We start from the raw sequence: 16,725 nt of genomic DNA on the forward strand, positions 1-16,725 counted from the left end.
TGTACACTGCGATCGCTTGAGTGATTGCTCGTCCGATCGCGCGCGTTCGAACACGGCGTTATCGCAAAAACATTGCAGGATTTCTGCGCAAACAGCGGGATGGCGTTGCAGTTTGCGCCCCGCTCCCCATTAAAAGGGCATCGGTCAAGGTTGGAGATTACAAATGAAAGTGGGTGTCCCCAAGGAAATCAAGACGCACGAATACCGTGTCGGTCTGACCCCGGGGGCCGTCCGCGAATACGTTGCCGCTGGCCATAGCGTTGTCATCGAGACCAATGCGGGAGCGGCGATTGGTGCGACAGACGAGCACTATCTCAAGGCCGGAGCCACCATTGCGGCTTCCGCTCGCGAAGTCTTTTCGTCAAGCGAGATGATTGTAAAGGTCAAGGAGCCGCAACTGTCCGAATGGAGCCAACTCCGGGAAAACCACATCCTTTTCACCTACCTGCATCTGGCACCAGATCTGGAGCAGGCCGAGGGGCTGCTGAAGTCCGGATGCACTGCAATCGCTTACGAGACGGTCACTGATGCGCATGGCGGTCTTCCGCTACTTGCTCCAATGAGCGAAGTCGCAGGCAGACTTGCAATCGAAGCCGCAGGTAGTGCCCTGAAGCGATACGCGGGTGGCCGAGGGCTATTGCTCGGAGGCGTGCCGGGTGTCCAGCCGGCTCGTGTCCTGATCATTGGAGGCGGTGTTGTCGGTATGCATGCAGCGCGCATGACAGCTGGCTTAGGTGCCGAAGCCACAATCCTTGACCGCTCCATTCCACGGCTGCGTGACCTGGATGAGCTGTTCCAGGGGCGTGTTCGTACCCGCTTCTCAACAATCGATGCCGTCGAGGAAGAGGTCTTTGCCGCGGATGTTGTGATTGGCGCCGTGCTCATCCCCGGCGCAAGTGCACCGAAACTCGTCAGCCGCGGCATGTTGAGCTCGATGCGCAAAGGGTCCGTTATCGTTGATGTTGCAATCGATCAAGGTGGCTGCTTCGAGACTTCTCGTCCTACAACACACGCTGATCCAACTTACGAGATCGATGGTGTCGTCCATTACTGCGTCGCCAACATGCCCGGAGCAGTCCCGCTCACCTCAAGCCACGCGTTGAACAATGCCACTCTGCCGTTTGGCTTGGCTCTTGCCAAAAAAGGCTTTGCGGCAGTGCTTGAAAACCCGCACTTGCGAGCTGGCCTGAATGTCTATCGTGGTCGGCTAACTTACAAAGCTGTAGCGGAGAGTCTAGGGCTACCATTCTCACCAATCGAACAGGCCGCCGCCTGATCCCAGAGGTCCCTCATGGGACGTTTCCTCCCTGACTCAGCGGGCCACTCTTCGGGGTGGCCCATTTTTTTCCGATCGATGCAAGCTCGACGCTTGCGTGCAATCCTCACCCTTAGTCGGCAAAGAGACCGGTAGGTTTGCGCTGGGCGAGAATTTCTGCCGCCGCCGTCCGCCCTCTGTTGGTAGAACCCGATCGTGTTTCTTCGCAACTAGATCCGGGGTGTCTTCCTTCCAGCATGGCTCGCAGAGTTGCACAGTTGCTAAGGGTACCCACATCAAAAGATAGTCGATGAACAATAGCGCAAACATGTCTTCATGGGGCGCGGACCACTCGCCTACTCCTCCGACGGTACTTCAATTGGAACGGCAAAACCCGCCTTCACGCGATCCATTATGACCATTGTTTTAATCCCCTTTATATCCGAGTTCTCGTAGAAGAAGCGTCGGGTGAACTGCTCATAATCTTCCATGCTGCGGGCGGTAATGTAGAGTACAAAATCGGCGTCGCCAGTAACGTAAAAGCCGTTGACGACCTGTGCTGACGACTTGATCGCCTTTTTGAATTTGTCGATGATGTCTGAACGCTCCCGCTCAAGTGTAACCAGCACCAGCATTTGAATAGGGTTGCCGACTGCCTTCGGCGAGACGATCGAGACATCCGCCTCGATAATACCTTCTGAACGAAGCTTCTTCATCCGTCGTTGGCATGCGGTCGCAGAAAGCCCTGCCAATTCGCCGATCACATCCGACGTTAAGCGATTGTTTTTTTGAACGATTTCAAGGATCCGGGCGTCCGTTCGGTCGTATCGCATAGTCGCTCCAACTTAGGCGTTTTTCGTCGCAGGTGCCCATGCGTTGCAGGAAATCCTCCGAACCTCGGGAAAATGCGACGCAAATCAGTTTGCGACATCAGTATCCTGATTGCTCTAGCAACTTTCAACAAATCACGGTGGGACGGGCAGCCGCTGCAACAGAGCACGTCCGCCGTAAGGCCGACAGCGGAAATGCGGCGCATATCGCCGCCCGATGCCGGGTGTGGTGTCAACCATCAAAATATGAGCTCGCGTATGCGGTGATCAGCGCGCGAGCGTAGCGGATCGGCATCCAGTATTGACGCAAGGCCTCGATGGCCGCCGGAATATCGGCGTGGGCGTTAGGCCGGGTTTCGCGGCGGTCAGAGGCTCATCGTCGCGACAGTGCGGCAGGAATGGGCAGAAGCGGGCCATGTTTGACGTTGGTGGCGTCCAGCAACGGTGGCCACTCCGGCAGGCTGAGCCGCATCACGGCTTAGAAACCTTGGCACCAGGCACGCGGATCGACGTCGCCATGGGATTGCGCCGGTGCCTCGACGCGAACCGGCGAGGCGCAGTCGAAGGATCTGGCTGATCTCGTTATGGCGCAGCGCGGCGGCGGAGATCGCGGCGAACTCCGGGGCGCCGCCGTGGTTGAAAGCATCGGCATCGATGGCGAGCAACGGGCAGATCCAGTCGAGCGGGTTCATCGACAGTGGGCCGGCCACGTTCGCGGCGACGTAATCGTCGAGCATGGGGAGATTGGTGGCGGCAGGATGCTGATCGAGGCGAGCCTGTAGCCATCGGTCGAGGGCCGCAAGCGGCATCGCGGCGGCGGCAATCACCTCACGAGCGATTGGCGACTGCGTCGTCTTGTAGACCTCGACAATTTGCGTCGGGAATGGGCGAGACAAAAAGCTAGCTGGATCGCGCCGCCATGGACGCGGGCGAGCGCCGTGTAGGCGGCATGTCCATCTAGCTGCAGAATGCCGGAAAAGCCCGTCAATTGTCCGGCGACCTCCCGTGCCGCGCCCGTCGGCGAACACGTAGGCGACCGCCGGCGGCGATTGCCCGCCCCAGGGCCGGTCATCCATGGCAGTGCCCAGACTATAGGAGGTCACCTTCCTGCCTTGCATGCATGACATTTTCCATCTCTCTCTCTCCACCAATCAGCTCATGCCAAGCTGTATTGCAGGCGAGCCGAAGGATGGCGAGGTGGGAGCCTCGTGCCGGTTACCATCAAAGCGGCAAAAGACCAGATCGTGAAGGCGGGTGACGCCCTCCTTGCTCTTGAAGAGATGAAGATGGAGACGGTGCTGTACGCGCCCCAGGGACGTGCGCGGAGACATTCGTCGCTCTGGGCGCTCAGTTAATTGCGAAGGATCGTCTGGTAGAACCGCGAGCGGCCGGAGGTTAAGCAAACTAGGCCATTGCCATCTCCTCAGCTTGAATCGGCAGTGCGGCTGCCGGCCTGTCCGTGACCATTCTAAGAGTTTGTCTGAACCTACACTGGCGGAGCGGGGAATTAGATGTCCGAAGCTGCTCTATCGGCATGAACTTTTGGGAATGTGAATGGTCGAGTTTTTATCGCTTTAATCAATCTGAGTTCCAAGCCATCGTGGCAGACACTTGAATTCTGGAGCGGGGTGGCGAGGCTCCCGGCACGGGTCGGACCAGCTGTCGAACGAGAATTCCTTGTGGTCGGCCTCCGTATCAAACACCCGCGACACAGAATGAGAATGTGTATTCGGGAGACGGGCCTCCACCGGGCCCGTGACCTTGGCCGGCGCCGACTAGGCGCCGGCCTTTTTCGAGCAGTGCCATCGTACGGCGTTGTCCCGCTCCAAGCTTCGGCGCCGCTGCCTGGCAGTGCCATTTTGAGTACTACGACCACCGCAAGGAATAAATTTAGGCAAAAGTAAATCGCTATGTGAGGTAGGTCGAGCCAATCTATGCTGTCTGCGGCCGCCCCTAACGTGGTGAAGTCCGGCGCACCCTATCAAAGGCAGGAAACGCCAACGCCTTAGAGCTGTAATCCACTTGCGAGCTGGAAATGCACCATGGTGAGAGTTGATCTCAACGCTGATCTCGGAGAGGGCTACGGCGCCTATTCCGTCGGCGACGATGAACAGATGTTGTCGGTCGTGACCTCCGCCAATGTCGCTTGCGGTTTCCATGCAGGCGATCCCGACATCATGGAAAAGACGTTTCAGATAGCGAAAAGAAATAGGGTTGCTGTGGGTGCCCATCCAGGCTTTCCCGACCTCAACGGGTTTGGAAGACGACGGATACCGTTTTCTCTCGCCGAGATCGAGCGGCTGGTAGCTTACCAGATTGGGGCCGCCCAAGCCCTGGCGGTCTACGCCGGACATAGAATTACGTACGTCAAACCTCACGGAGCCCTGGGAAATCTCGCCGCCGCGGAAGCGGACATTGCAGGAGCTGTGGCACGCGCGGTCAAGGCAGTCGATCCGTCGCTGATCCTCATGGCGATCGCATTGAGCCAGCTGGTGAGATGCGGAGAAGCCGAGCGGCTAAAGGTCGTGCATGAGATCTTCGCCGATCGCACCTTTGGCGCTGACCACCAGCTTGTACCACGCGGCAAGTCGGGGGCAATGATCGAGGACCCAGATGAAGCTGCAAACCACGTCCTCGCGATGATCGAGGCGCAGTCGGTTATTACAATCGAGGGCAGACGCCATCCAAGTCCGATCGACTCAATCTGTGTCCACGGCGATTCCGCGCACGCCGTCACCGTTGCCCGGCGGGTTCGATCACGCCTGGAGACTGGCGGAATCGTGCTTCAGGCCTTCGCTCCCGTGTCAGCTTGATTCCTGTCTCCACCGCGTTGGCGAGCTCCTGAGCCGCAGTTGAGTGTTGGGAGAGACATTTTCGGGGGACGTAAGGTCGAGCGTCAATAGTGAGGGGGGGTAATGACCCAAACCACTTTCGCCGGGACCTTCCCCGGGTTGGCGCAGCGGTGTTGGGAGGTGCTCTTGAACGAAAAGCTGTCCCCCTCCTCAAGGTGGAAGCGTTTTCCGTCCACCCACAGATCTAATTGGCCTGCAATCAAAATTCCGGCCTCGTTGCCGGCGTGAGCGTAGTTCCCGCTGTCCGCGCCCGGTTCAATCGTGCTCAAAAGTAGCTCGAGAGGTCCGGCCAAGTTGGGAGACAACAGCTCTTCGACGATGCCAAGCCCGGTGAAGGTAAGCCTTCGTCGGTGCGCCTTGCGAACAATTATATTCCTCTCATCCGAGGTGGCCCCCATGCCCCCATTGAAGAACCAGTTCATGTGTACGCCAAGGACGTCGCAAAGTTTCTTCAAGACCCCGATCGGCAGCTTGGACTGGTTTCTTTCAATCTGACTCAAATAGCCAACGGAGATTCCAGCTGCTCGAGCAAGCTGGCTGAGAGTTAGCTTCTTCAATTTGCGAAGCTCGCGGATCTGGCCACCAATTGCGGCCTCAGAATCCATGCTGGATCCCCCACCGGCTACCCATTCGTCAGCGGACCGTATCGACCTAATAGCCATCAGTTCATTCGACCTTCCAAACCGAACCGGCGCCTTTTTGTATAGGCGGTCAAACCAAGGAAAAATACAGCAGGTCGTGAAAAATCGTTCACATCTGTGAAAAAAGATGTAATAAATTCACGAGCGGTCGGAGAACGGGTGTGGTGGAACTTCCAAAGTCGGCGCAGGTCGTCATCATTGGTGGCGGCATTATGGGCTGCAGTCTTGCGTACCATCTGACCCTTCGTGGTTGGACAGATGTTGTTCTGCTGGAACGCAAGCAGCTCACGTCAGGAACCACGTGGCACGCGGCCGGACTCGTTGGTCAGCTCAGTCCAACTCACAATCTGACGCGATTGGCTCAATACACGACTGAGCTCTATTCCCAGCTCGAGCGCGACACCGGTCACAACACCGGCTATCGGCAGATCGGATCTCTCGCAATCGCAAACAACCAGGAGCGCTTTGAAGAACTCCGGCGAGCGGCGTCCATGGCCCGATGTTTCGGCTTGGAAGTGAATATCTTGTCGGCGAACGAGGCCGGTGATCTCTGGCCGCTAATGGCAAGCGACGATCTCGTCGGCGCCGTGCACCTTCCGAAGGATGGGCAGACCAATCCGGTCGACACGACCCAAGCTCTTGCAAAGGCGGCCAAAGTCCACGGGGCGAAGATCTTCGAGAACACGTTAGTTACGGACATTCTCATCAGCAACGGACGTGCGGTCGGCGTGCGCACCAAGAATGGTGAAATAGCAGCCGAATTTGTTGTCAATTGCGCTGGTATGTGGGCGAGGGAGCTTGGCGCGAAGGCCGGGACCACGGTCCCCCTGCACGCTGCTGAGCACTTCTACATCGTCACAGAGCCGGTCCCGGAAATCAAAAAGCATCTTCCCGTCCTCCGCGACGCCGATGCCTGCACGTATTTCAAGGAAGATGCCGGTAAGCTGTTGGTGGGCTGGTTCGAGCCGATCGCAAAACCCTGGGGCATGCAGGGAATCCCCGAAAACTTTGAGTTTGACACTCTGCCGGATGACCTAGAGCATATTGAGCCCCTGCTTGAAGGCGCGATTCGTCGCCTGCCCATTCTGGCAAAGACTGGCATCCAATTGTTTTTCAACGGCCCTGAAAGTTTCACACCCGACGATCGCTATATGCTCGGGGAGACGCCGGAGGTTCGAAACCTTTTCGTGGGGGCTGGCTTCAACTCGATCGGCATTCGGTCCGCGGGTGGAGCAGGTAAGGTCTTGGCCGACTGGATTGTCGATGGTCATCCGCCAATGGACCTTTGGGACGTCGACGTCCGCCGCATGATGCCATTCCAGTCGAACCGGCGTTACCTAAAGGATCGTACCGTCGAGTCCCTCGGCCTGTTGTACGCGATGCATTGGCCGTTCCGCCAACCCGAGACAGCAAGAGGAGCTCGGCGCTCCGCTCTGCACGATCGTCTGGTTGCGCAGGGAGCGTGTTTTGGAGATGTCGCTGGCTGGGAACGCCCAAATTGGTTCGCCCCGAAGGGACAGCAACCAAGATACGAATATAGCTACGGCCGACAGAATTGGTTCGAATACTCGGCCGCGGAACACCGAGCCGTCCGGGAAAGCGTTGGCTTGTTCGATCAATCGTCCTTTGCAAAGTTTATCGTTGAAGGTGACGATGCCGAGGCCGTTCTGAACAGGATCTGCGCGAACAACATTTCACTGCCGATCGGCCGCATCGTTTATACGCAGTGGCTCAACGAAAGGGGCGGCATCGAAGCTGATCTGACCGTGACGCGAGAAAGTCCGACTCGATTTTTCATCGTGACGGCGGCAGCGACGCAAGTCAGGGACTTTGCATGGCTCACTCGGCACATTCCCCAAGGCGCTAGAGCAACCGCAATTGACGTAAGCTCAGCGTACGGCGTGCTTGGCGTGATGGGTCCGAAATCCCGAGATCTCTTAGGCAGGCTGACGGACGCGGATCTTTCCAATTCCGCATTTCCATTCGCGACCTCCCGGGTAATTGATATCGGCTACGCGAAGGTCAGGGCAAGCCGCATCACTTATGTCGGAGAATTGGGCTGGGAGCTCTACATTCCTTCTGAGTTCGTCCAAGGGGTCTACGATTTTATCACCGAAGAAGGTAGGCCATTCGATTTGCGCCTAGCCGGTTATCACGCGCTGAACTCTTTGCGAATGGAGAAGGGATACCGTCACTGGGGGCATGACATCACGGACGAAGACACTCCCCTGGAATCAGGCCTCGGCTTCGCGGTGGGATGGTCAAAACCGGAAGGATTTATTGGTCGAGATGCACTATTGCGGCAGAAGGACGCGGGGCCGCCGCGTAGGATGGTCCACGTCGCGCTGAACGATCCCTCGGTCTTGATCTACCATAACGAACCGATCTGGCATGAGGGACGGCTTGTGGGCCGCATCACGTCAGGCATGTTCGGGCACACGATCGGTAGCTGCCTTGGACTTGGCTATGTGGCGAACCCAGGTGGCGCTGTTGACGCCGCCTTCCTCGAGACCGCTAAATTGGAAATTGAGGTCGCCGGCGTCCGCGTGCCCGCACGTGCATCGCTGCGCGCGTTCTATGATCCAAGTCATAGCCGGGTAAAGGGATGACAAGCGTGATCTGCCAGGGCCAGAGGCCTCTTCGAAGAGCTGAATCGTCATGATCAAAACAAGTGTACCGCTACTAGAGGCTTGGTCTGCCCCTTCGAAACTGCAAACCTCAGTAGTCGAGTGGCCCCGGGAGGGTCACTCCCAACGTCCCGATTTTGTTCTCACGTTCTCCTGTCCGGACCGGATTGGAATCGTGCACGCTGTGTCAGGCCTTCTTGCAATAAACGGTTGCAACATCCGAGACAGTGCACAGTTCTCGGATCGCAATGCTGGGAAATTCTTCATGCGGGTCGCATTCGACGCGCAAGGAGGCCGTCTGGTCGATCTTCAGTCGCAATTTTCCGAGATCGGTGGCTCCTTCGACATGAGCTGCGACCTCCATGACTGCAGATCCAAGCCGCGTATTTTGATCATGGTGTCCAAGGCAGGGCATTGCCTCAATGACCTGCTGTTCAGGCACGCAAGCGGTACTCTCGCGGTCGACATTTCATCGATTGTATCGAATCATCCGGACTTCGAGCGGCTCGCGGTGTCCTACGACATCCCATTTCACTACTTGCCTATCACAGCCGATAAAAAACTCGCGCAGGAGGCAAAGATCCTAGAGCTTGTAGAGCAGGAGCGGATCGATCTCATTGTATTGGTGAGATACATGCAGGTTCTATCGAACAATCTCTGCCGGAATATGTCGGGAAAGATCATCAATATACATCATTCCTTCCTTCCAAGCTTCAAGGGAGCTCGGCCATACCATCAGGCTCATTCACGCGGAGTTAAACTTATCGGAGCGACCGCTCATTATGTCACGGCAGATCTTGATGAGGGCCCGATCATTGAGCAGGATGTCTTACGTGTGGATCACTCCCTGGAGCCAGACGATCTGACCGCGATGGGAAGAGACGTCGAGGCAACCTCCTGGCGGGCTGTCAAGCTCCATGCCGAAAAGAGAATACTTGTGAATGGCGATCGAACGGTGATTTTTCGATGAACAGCAGCGATATCAAAGGGGTGCAAAAACACGTTGCCACCATCATCGATGGCGCCGCGGTCGCGGCCAGGCTTCACTCCGACTTGAAGCGCGCCGTAGAGAACCTTGCGGAGCGGGGCCTTACTCCCGGACTGGCCGTTGTGCTCGTCGGGAACGATCCGGCCAGTTCGGTCTACGTTCGCAATAAGGTACGCAGATCGGTCGAAGCCGGATTCCGCTCGTTTCATCATGAGCTACCGAGCACGACGGGTGAAAAAGATCTGCTATGCCTGATCGACCGTCTCAACGCTGCTGACGATGTAGACGGCATTCTCGTTCAATTGCCTTTGCCTGCTCATATCGATGCGCAAAAGGTGACAGCCGCGATCGATCCGAAGAAGGACGTGGACGGCTTTCACCCAATTAACGTGGGCAAGCTCTCGCTCGGTGACAGCGCATCGGTTCCCTGCACGCCACTCGGGTGCATGCTGCTCATCAGGGAAGCTCGAAGCAGGCTCGCGGGCCTGAATGCCGTCATCGTCGGGCGTTCCAACATCGTCGGAAAGCCCCTTGCCCAGCTTCTTCTCCGGGAGAATTGCACGGTCACGATCGCGCACTCCAAGACCGAAGATCTTCCTTCGGTGTGTCGCCGCGCGGATATTCTCGTAGCGGCGGTTGGGCAGCTCGAGCTTGTTCGCGGCGAATGGATCAAGCCGGGCGCCACCGTGATTGACGTTGGTATCAACCGCGTCGAGCGCGACGGACGACGAAAATTAGTCGGAGACGTGGATTTTGCAAGCGCGAGCGCAATAGCCGGCGCGCTCACCCCAGTCCCGGGCGGAGTCGGCCCCATGACGATCGCGTGCCTCCTTAGAAATACAATCGAAGCTGCGTGCCGTCGCCATGGCGTTGCTTCGCCGATTGAAAGCTAGCGCGGCCAAGCTTTAGCGGCGTCGCCGCCCCTAGCATGTGAAGCGCAGCGCCGCTGATCCGCTCAATGGTACTCACGGCGGATCTCGCCGACCTGAACTCCGGTTATCCCAAGCTTGCCGAGAGCTGGGACAATTACAGCCTAAAGTGCAGCCCAGCAAGCAATTCGCCAATCCAAGGTGTAAGTCCGCTCAGCGGGATGAATGTCATCCTGTGTCGCTGGTGGTCATTGACATTGGAAGCGGCGCATCAACGGCGTACAGGCGCTTGGAGTGGTCACCTGGCACGAAACTCGCCGGCCGAACTGGGCACTTGTAGGACGAGGACAACGTGCATCGCGTGCTGCGCGATCCGCCTGGGTCGAAATGCGATCTGATCCACCGCCGGCGATCACATGTCGAAATGGCATCTTTCACCATGACATTTAATCGGTTTCCGCGTGAGTGTTTTTTTCATATTTTATTCAATCAGGCGAAGGGCGTTTCCTGAACTGCAATTGGTTGGACAGCCCTTCGTGGCACCAGAGCATTCGCAAAAATAGGAGATGAGCCCAGCTCGAAGAACCAGCAACTGGCACGAGATTCCGCGGCGGCTCCTCTTCATCTTGGGACGAACGGCTAGATCATCATTGGACGATCCTGTCAGGGGGAGACGCTTACGATGAGGGCCATCCGAATGAACTGCGTTGCTGAGCTTCGGATGAGGGGCGATCTTGCTTCTTCACGCCGAAACGCCGCAAGATTTCTGAACGATCCATCTTTCAGCCGCCCTGAGGACGGCAAGAATGTAAGTCCATCGCGCAATGGATCGAGGTCGCTGAGGACAATAGCCTTCTCGCGGAATTCAATCTGAAGGCAGGAGGCCTCGAGAAAGCTGTCGAGGCTCAACTATGTGCGCTGACGGCCTTTGAAGTGGCAAGGCGCCTAAGGGGCGAAGATAACGCTCGTTGGGAGAGCATAACCGCCAGAATCGAGGCCGCCGTCCAGTGGATAGGGTTTTGCGGCGCGCAGAAGGTGGAACTGGTGCAGATCTCGTGCGCGGATCAGGTCAATCTCTCCGCCTGCTACTTAGCCGCTGGACGCCCAAGCCTAACTGCGCCGGCGGTGATCTGCGTTTGCAGTGAACAAGACACGCCGCACGCGTTGCTCGGAAGGGTGATGCCGGTCGTTCTTGGCAGGGGCATCTCTCTTCTCGTCGTCTCCCACCAAGACCTTGCAGAATGCTCGCGCGGTTCATCGCAAGCAAAGCTGCCTTTCTGTTTGGATTACTTATCGCACCTGTCGGACGTCGATTCCGCTCGGGTCGCTATTTATGGCGATGCCTCGTCCGCCGCGCTGGCCACCGACTTCGTTGCTTCCGATAACCGCGTTGCTGCGGCGGTGTGCGACGGCGGTCTTTGGCGTGCGACACGAGCTTTAGCCTCCATCGGCTGGATGACGAAAACGGCGGGCGCGGTAGACGAGCTCGTCGTCGCTGCCACTCGGCTACGGCAAGCTCGGCAGTTGAATTGCCCCGTTCTCATTGTCGCCGGCGGACGTGGACTCGTGAGCGCACGCGAGGCGTCCGAATTGCAGGCCGATTGCGTTGGCGCGCGCATCCAGCTGGAGTTGTTCGTTTCGCAGACGACTTCAACGGCGATGGGGGAAATCGAAAAACTTCGTGAGTTGCGATGACGCTATCTTCGGTTGGTTGCAGCAGAAGCTCTTAAGTCGTTCAGCTCCCGAAGCATAGCTCACAGTTTGTCAGTAATGCTGTAGCGGGCGCGAGTCTTCCAGCGTTTGCGCCGTGGTATCGCTCTCCAGAGTACGTCCGCATCGACGAGGGCGCCCGTGCAGTGGAAATTGACTGTCTTGCGGCGTAACCGGCTCTCGCCCGGGGATCTGGAAATCAGTCCGCGTAAGCAGATAAGTTTCGCGCCTCCGTCTCTATCGAGCGCGAGGCGCTAATTCAGCGGTTGCGGACAGAGCGGTGCTTCCGTTCTTTTCGCATCTGGTCATCCGCCTGGATGGGACGAAGGCCGCGATGCAGAATGGGTCGAAACGACCACGAGCATCTTGTGATGTCGCGTCGGTTCAACCGATGGGATCAATGAGTTGTCCTTCGAGGCTAATCCGGCAGATTCTGATGAGCGGTCTCTCTAATAGTCAGCAGCGCAATCACGCCAATGGCGGCTAAAGCCATCACGAAGTAGGAAGGCGAAAGATAGTCGCCGGTTTTCTCGAGCAACCACGTGGCGACATACGGCGTCGTTGCCCCTCCGAGGATTGTCGCGATATTGAACCCGAGGGAGACGCCGCTGTAGCGGACGTGCGTCGGGAATAGTTCTCCGTATAGGGGGTAACCGGTCGACTGCGTTGCGGCGAAGGGGATGAAGGCCACAATGGTCGCGACACATGCAAGCGGAAAGCCGAGCTTCATTGTCCAAAGAGCGGCGGGCAATACCACGATGTAGCCGACATACGCGACTTTCAAGATCACCAGCCGTCCAACGCGATCCGAAAGTCCACCGAAGAGCGGCATGAGGAATGCCGCGCTCAAAGGCGCGACAGTCATGAGCCAAAAGACCGCGGCCTTGTCGTAGCCAAGTGTCCTGGTCAAGAAGAGATTGAAATAAACGAGCCCAAGATAGGCGGTCGCGCTTTGGGCCGATGCTATGGCGATCACCTTCACCAAGGAGACGCCGTGAACGGTAACCACTTCTATAACCGGGGCGCGTGCCACTTGCCGTTCGGCTGCCAGTCTTTTGAACCGTGGCGTATCCTCAAGCATCATACGGGCGTAGACTGTCAATGCAACGAGTGGAAGGCAGAGCAGGAATGGCACCCGCCATCCCCAAGTAAACATCTGTTCGGAAGTCAGAAGCGATTGCAAAATTCCCGCGATTACCGCTGCCAAACTGAAGCCCACGGACACGCCTGCGGGATTGAATGCCCCGAAAAAGCCACGACGATTGGGAGGAGCGATCTCCGCTATGTATGTAACGGCGCCACATACTTCGCCTCCGGCAAAGAAGCCTTGCGCCAGACGACAGGTAAGTAGAGCAATTCCGGCGAGCAAGCCAACATTGGCATAGGTAGGCAACAAGCCAATCGCCGCGCTCGATATGCCGGTACCTAGCACTGTGAATATGAGAGTACTGTTACGGCCGCGCCTGTCTCCCAACCAGCCAAAAACGAGTCCTCCGATCGGACGAACGATGAAGGCGCTGCCGAAAATCGCTAGAGTCACCAGGAGCCCCTCAGCACTCGATTGATTTGGAAAGAATAGGGGACTGATCGTCGACGCTAATAGGCCGTAAAGGGCAAAATCGTAGTACTCCACTACCGATCCGAGACTTGCGATCAAAGATGGCTTCCACGCGGATGGATGCTCCTCGGTAGTCGTATCAATTGAGGCGTCGCCATAGGCGACTTCGATTCTAGACATGTACCCCTCCCATAACGCGCTTGTTCCAGTCCTGTCCGTCGGAGGCGCATGCAACCAGGCAATGACGCTTCACTCCCGACACGGTCTTCAACCCAAAGGCGATGGCTAAACGGGCTGTCATCAAATGATGATAAGTATTTCGTCTGGACAACAAGCGCGGGAAATTCATGCCCTTTCATGACTTGATTTCATATTGAAATGCACTCGATGCTGCGCGCAGCGCGAGAAGCCCACCTTACGAGCGCTGCGGTCGAACCCAGAGCCGAGTTTAGCGATCATGTTGAGCATTATTACTGACCCTTCATCAAATACTTCGAACGGTTCTCTGGCGCTTTAACGCGAGCGTTTCGTTGCGCAGCGTCGAAGCCGGCCACCGACCCTCCGTTCGCAACCGAGTAGGGGCGATCGGCTGCCTTAAGGCGATAGATTCACCAGAACCATCGCTAATCATGTTCGTCTGGCAATAGAGGAAGTCGCGCACCTCGCTCCGGGAGCGGCTAATTGCTAAAACTGTTGGGAGCGCGGCCGGCCACACCGTTCGGGAATAGAAGCACTCCAACTTGATTGTAATTCCTCGATCCCGATGTCGCATACGGTCATCTTGATGACGCTTATCGTCAAGGGAGTGCCTTTGCTTCGTCTAAATAGTCTCGACACGAGGTGATTCCAGGCAAGGTCCCACGCTTGCTATTCGATCTGAGCCCCGGATGAGCGAGCATTTTGCGGCCCCGGCAATTTGAATGTCGGCGCGTTCCGAAACTCTTGAGCGCGTCTGTACCGTGTTGCAGGCCTCAAGGGATCCGAGAGTGGGCTCCGGCCTCATAGAGCGGAAGGGTGCAATGACAAGAGACCTCGACCCATCAGTGCCGTTCGCCTTCATCGGCGAAATATCTCGCGAATTCTTCCGCCCGATGCTGTACCAGCAGATCATGTGGAACGATTGTCACAGGCACTTGATCTTCCGCACGTTATCCCAATTGGCGCTCTCGGACATGTCGAACGTTTCCACTCGCATGATGTACTCCAACGCAACGCGGCACAAGATGTAACAAGCTTCGCGGAAACGAAGGGGCGGTTGCGTCGATCGCGAGCTGCGGTTCGTGACCAATGGGCTCTACTCCTCGAACAAAGCAACAGCATCGGAGGTGAGCGTGCTTGCAAGATCCCGCGACGCCTAATCCTCCATTATTCTGTGGGAACCAAGCATGACTGCCGATCTGATTGATGGAAAAGCCGTAGCCGGGGCACTTCGGGCCAACATCGCACGCGACGTGGCGCGGCTCCTATCCGAAAGCAACATAAAGTTGGAATTGGCCGTGGTATTGGTCGGGAGTGATCCGGCGAGTTCGGTCTATGTTAAGATGAAGTCCAAGCAGGCAAGGTCCGTGGGGATCACCTCGCGCCAATATCAGCTGCCGAGCACTGCTAGCGAAGCCGTGCTCATCAGGTTGATCGAAAACCTTAACGCAGACGAGGCGGTTGACGGCATTCTCGTCCAACTTCCGCTGCCGGGTCACATCGATCGCTGGCGAGTCCTGGAGGCCATTGATCCTGCCAAGGATGTGGACGGATTCCACCCTTACAACGTTGGGCGTCTGGCGGTGGGGCAACCGGCTCTCGCGCCATGTACCCCGTTGGGCGTCGTCCATTTGATCAAGACGGTCGTGAGTGATTTGAACGGGCTCGATGTCGTCGTTATCGGTCGATCGAACATCGTTGGAAAGCCTCTGGGCATTCTCCTTGGCGATGCCGGATGCACGGTGACCGGTGCACAGCTCGAGACCCGCAATGTACCTGGTATCTGTCGAAGGGCTGACATTGTTGTCGCCGCGGCGGGCTCGGCCGAACTCGTTCGTGGCGATTGGCTCAAGGCCGGCGCGATCGTAATCGACGTCGGCATTAATCGTACAATCGATTCAAGGGGCACAGCCAAGCTCGTCGGAGATGTTGCTTTCGCCGAGGCGGTCGAGCGCGCGAGTTACATAACGCCGGTGCCCGGCGGAGTCGGACCGATGACCGTGGCTTACTTACTTGCGAACACCGTTAAAGCGGCGGTCTCACGCAGAAGTGTGGCCCTGGCGGCTGCTCCTGCAGGTCGCCCGGCTCGAAGTTCTTCCCACGTCACGGCCGAGCACAAGCTCAGCAGCGCCAATCTGCAACGCGAAACTTGCAAGAACATAGATCTCAATGTCGTTTAGCGGTCGTTTCGTGCAGCCGCTCGGTCCGCGGTGCTTGACCGAAGCGAGCACGATAGCTGCGAGAAAAATGGCTGGCGCTCGCGAAACCGCAGGCGAGCGCAATCTCCAGGACAGACAAACTACTTTGGCGCACGAGCTCCCGCGCGCGGTCTAAGCGAAGCGCTAGATAGTGCTCGCCCAATGAGCAGCCCAGATGCTGGCGAAAAAGTCGCTCCAAGTGCCGCAACGAGACCTTTGCAACGCGCGCGAGCTCACCTCGCGAGACAGGCTTCTCCACGGATTGCTCCATCCGGCTGATTACGCGGAGTAATGGAGCGTGCGCGATCCCGAGGCGCTCCCGCAACGGCATCCGTTGGGAGCCCGTCCCTTCCCGAACATGGGTCTGCAGGAACCACTCGCTAACGGCCATCGCCAGATCAGTGCCATGCTCGCGAGCAATGATAGCGTGCATCATGTCCAAAGGCGCGGTGCCGCCGCCCGACGTGAGTCGATCGCGATCGACTTCGTAAAGAGAGCGCCGCAGGTCTAAGTCCGGGTACTCTTCAACAATCGCTGGCGCATGCTCCCAATGAATGGTGAAACGATAGCCCGCAAGCAAGCTCGCGCGCGCGAGGATGTAAGGGCCACCCGAGACGCCGCCGATCTTGACGCCGCGTCGAGCGAGTTGTCTCAGCCAAGCGAATGTCGCGGGATGTTTGAACAGAGTCGGGTTGCCGCCGGCGCAGACGAAAACATAGTCGAAATGCTCGTCCGTTCCGACACGAAAGTCGGTTTGAATCTGTACCCCGTTGGAGGCCGGAGTGGGCTCTCCATCGATTGAAACATGGCTCCAGCGGTAGAGCGTGCGGCCTGATAGACGATTGGCGGCTCGTAGAGGCTCAATAACGGACACGTACGGCAGCATCGCAAAATCGGGAATGAGTAAGAAGCCAACGTGAGCGGCAGGCTCGCCAGGACTGTCGCTTCCAGACATTCGAAGGTCGTTATCGATCATGCCGGCGAAACTACGCCGTTCAA

General features: G+C 57.4%; 14 protein-coding genes. 8 read left to right on the forward strand and 6 right to left on the reverse strand.

Annotated features, from left to right (window positions below; all coding sequences use genetic code 11):
* Positions 1-163 precede the first annotated feature (163 nt).
* Entirely contained in the window at positions 164-1,276 is a 1,113-nt protein-coding gene (gene ald, locus QRQ56_RS35105; RefSeq protein WP_438746052.1) for an alanine dehydrogenase, read from the forward strand.
* Between the two features lie 335 nt (positions 1,277-1,611).
* Here ald and QRQ56_RS35110 read toward each other — a convergent pair whose 3' ends face one another.
* From QRQ56_RS35110 to QRQ56_RS35120, 3 genes are all read right to left on the reverse strand, one after another.
* A complete protein-coding gene (locus QRQ56_RS35110; RefSeq protein WP_438746054.1) occupies positions 1,612-2,088 on the reverse strand; it encodes an Lrp/AsnC family transcriptional regulator in 477 nt (158 codons plus the stop codon).
* A gap of 362 nt (positions 2,089-2,450) precedes the next feature.
* On the reverse strand, positions 2,451-2,912 hold the full coding sequence (locus tag QRQ56_RS35115) for a hypothetical protein (RefSeq protein ID WP_438746056.1): 462 nt from the start codon (positions 2,910-2,912) through the stop codon (positions 2,451-2,453).
* Positions 2,909-3,157: an IS66 family transposase gene (locus QRQ56_RS35120; RefSeq protein WP_438746058.1), complete on the reverse strand. Its 249-nt coding sequence runs from the start codon at positions 3,155-3,157 to the stop codon at positions 2,909-2,911. The genes QRQ56_RS35115 and QRQ56_RS35120 overlap by 4 nt, the downstream gene beginning before the upstream one ends.
* Positions 3,158-4,127: 970 nt before the next feature.
* On the opposite strand from QRQ56_RS35120, the gene QRQ56_RS35125 reads away from it, so the two are divergent.
* On the forward strand, positions 4,128-4,898 hold the full coding sequence (locus QRQ56_RS35125; protein WP_438746060.1) for a LamB/YcsF family protein: 771 nt from the start codon (positions 4,128-4,130) through the stop codon (positions 4,896-4,898).
* An 83-nt stretch (positions 4,899-4,981) separates the two neighbouring features.
* On the opposite strand, the gene QRQ56_RS35130 is transcribed toward QRQ56_RS35125, so the two are convergent.
* A complete protein-coding gene (locus QRQ56_RS35130; protein ID WP_438746061.1) occupies positions 4,982-5,542 on the reverse strand; it encodes a helix-turn-helix domain-containing protein in 561 nt (186 codons plus the stop codon).
* Positions 5,543-5,742: 200 nt separating this feature from the next.
* On the opposite strand from QRQ56_RS35130, the gene QRQ56_RS35135 reads away from it, so the two are divergent.
* The 4 genes from QRQ56_RS35135 to QRQ56_RS35150 all read left to right on the forward strand — a co-directional run bounded on the left by QRQ56_RS35135 (position 5,743) and on the right by QRQ56_RS35150 (position 11,757).
* Positions 5,743-8,187 carry a GcvT family protein gene (locus QRQ56_RS35135; protein ID WP_438746062.1) on the forward strand — a complete coding sequence of 815 codons (2,445 nt, stop codon included), beginning with the start codon at positions 5,743-5,745 and terminating at the stop codon, positions 8,185-8,187.
* 100 nt (positions 8,188-8,287) lie between these two features.
* On the forward strand, positions 8,288-9,175 hold the full coding sequence (purU, locus tag QRQ56_RS35140; protein ID WP_438746161.1) for a formyltetrahydrofolate deformylase: 888 nt from the start codon (positions 8,288-8,290) through the stop codon (positions 9,173-9,175).
* Complete coding sequence (gene folD / locus QRQ56_RS35145; RefSeq protein ID WP_438746064.1) at positions 9,172-10,086, forward strand: bifunctional methylenetetrahydrofolate dehydrogenase/methenyltetrahydrofolate cyclohydrolase FolD; 915 nt, start codon at positions 9,172-9,174, stop codon at positions 10,084-10,086. Before purU ends, folD (QRQ56_RS35145) begins: the two co-directional genes overlap by 4 nt.
* Positions 10,087-11,241: 1,155 nt before the next feature.
* Positions 11,242-11,757 carry an alpha/beta hydrolase family protein gene (locus QRQ56_RS35150; RefSeq protein ID WP_438746065.1) on the forward strand — a complete coding sequence of 172 codons (516 nt, stop codon included), beginning with the start codon at positions 11,242-11,244 and terminating at the stop codon, positions 11,755-11,757.
* 433 nt (positions 11,758-12,190) lie between these two features.
* On the opposite strand, the gene QRQ56_RS35155 is transcribed toward QRQ56_RS35150, so the two are convergent.
* Positions 12,191-13,510, reverse strand: coding sequence for an MFS transporter (locus QRQ56_RS35155; protein ID WP_438746066.1), 1,320 nt, complete (start codon positions 13,508-13,510; stop codon positions 12,191-12,193).
* A gap of 839 nt (positions 13,511-14,349) precedes the next feature.
* Between QRQ56_RS35155 and QRQ56_RS35160 the strand changes: the two genes are divergently transcribed.
* Together QRQ56_RS35160 and folD (QRQ56_RS35165) are read left to right on the forward strand one after the other, a co-directional pair.
* Positions 14,350-14,559: a hypothetical protein gene (locus QRQ56_RS35160; protein ID WP_438746068.1), complete on the forward strand. Its 210-nt coding sequence runs from the start codon at positions 14,350-14,352 to the stop codon at positions 14,557-14,559.
* Between the two features lie 156 nt (positions 14,560-14,715).
* Positions 14,716-15,708 carry a bifunctional methylenetetrahydrofolate dehydrogenase/methenyltetrahydrofolate cyclohydrolase FolD gene (gene folD, locus QRQ56_RS35165; RefSeq protein ID WP_438746070.1) on the forward strand — a complete coding sequence of 331 codons (993 nt, stop codon included), beginning with the start codon at positions 14,716-14,718 and terminating at the stop codon, positions 15,706-15,708.
* Here the strand turns inward: folD (QRQ56_RS35165) and QRQ56_RS35170 are convergent.
* Positions 15,695-16,702 carry a GlxA family transcriptional regulator gene (locus QRQ56_RS35170; protein ID WP_438746072.1) on the reverse strand — a complete coding sequence of 336 codons (1,008 nt, stop codon included), beginning with the start codon at positions 16,700-16,702 and terminating at the stop codon, positions 15,695-15,697. The genes folD (QRQ56_RS35165) and QRQ56_RS35170 overlap by 14 nt on opposite strands.
* Positions 16,703-16,725 lie beyond the last annotated feature (23 nt).

Source organism: Bradyrhizobium sp. U531 (assembly GCF_051710265.1).
Taxonomy (GTDB): Bacteria; Pseudomonadota; Alphaproteobacteria; order Rhizobiales; family Xanthobacteraceae; genus Bradyrhizobium.

Bases quoted from the DNA above. Each gene is read 5' to 3' on its own strand.
- ald (WP_438746052.1), top strand. From the start codon at position 164: ATGAAAGTGGGTGTCCCCAAGGAAATCAAGACGCACGAATACCGTGTC.
- QRQ56_RS35130 (WP_438746061.1), bottom strand. From the start codon at position 5,542: ATGGATTCTGAGGCCGCAATTGGTGGCCAGATCCGCGAGCTTCGCAAA.
- QRQ56_RS35160 (WP_438746068.1), top strand. From the start codon at position 14,350: ATGACAAGAGACCTCGACCCATCAGTGCCGTTCGCCTTCATCGGCGAA.
- QRQ56_RS35110 (WP_438746054.1), bottom strand. From the start codon at position 2,088: ATGCGATACGACCGAACGGACGCCCGGATCCTTGAAATCGTTCAAAAA.
- QRQ56_RS35150 (WP_438746065.1), top strand. From the start codon at position 11,242: ATGCCGGTCGTTCTTGGCAGGGGCATCTCTCTTCTCGTCGTCTCCCAC.
- folD (WP_438746064.1), top strand. From the start codon at position 9,172: ATGAACAGCAGCGATATCAAAGGGGTGCAAAAACACGTTGCCACCATC.
- folD (WP_438746070.1), top strand. From the start codon at position 14,716: ATGACTGCCGATCTGATTGATGGAAAAGCCGTAGCCGGGGCACTTCGG.
- QRQ56_RS35120 (WP_438746058.1), bottom strand. From the start codon at position 3,157: ATGACCGGCCCTGGGGCGGGCAATCGCCGCCGGCGGTCGCCTACGTGT.
- QRQ56_RS35155 (WP_438746066.1), bottom strand. From the start codon at position 13,510: ATGTCTAGAATCGAAGTCGCCTATGGCGACGCCTCAATTGATACGACT.
- QRQ56_RS35170 (WP_438746072.1), bottom strand. From the start codon at position 16,702: ATGATCGATAACGACCTTCGAATGTCTGGAAGCGACAGTCCTGGCGAG.
- QRQ56_RS35125 (WP_438746060.1), top strand. From the start codon at position 4,128: ATGGTGAGAGTTGATCTCAACGCTGATCTCGGAGAGGGCTACGGCGCC.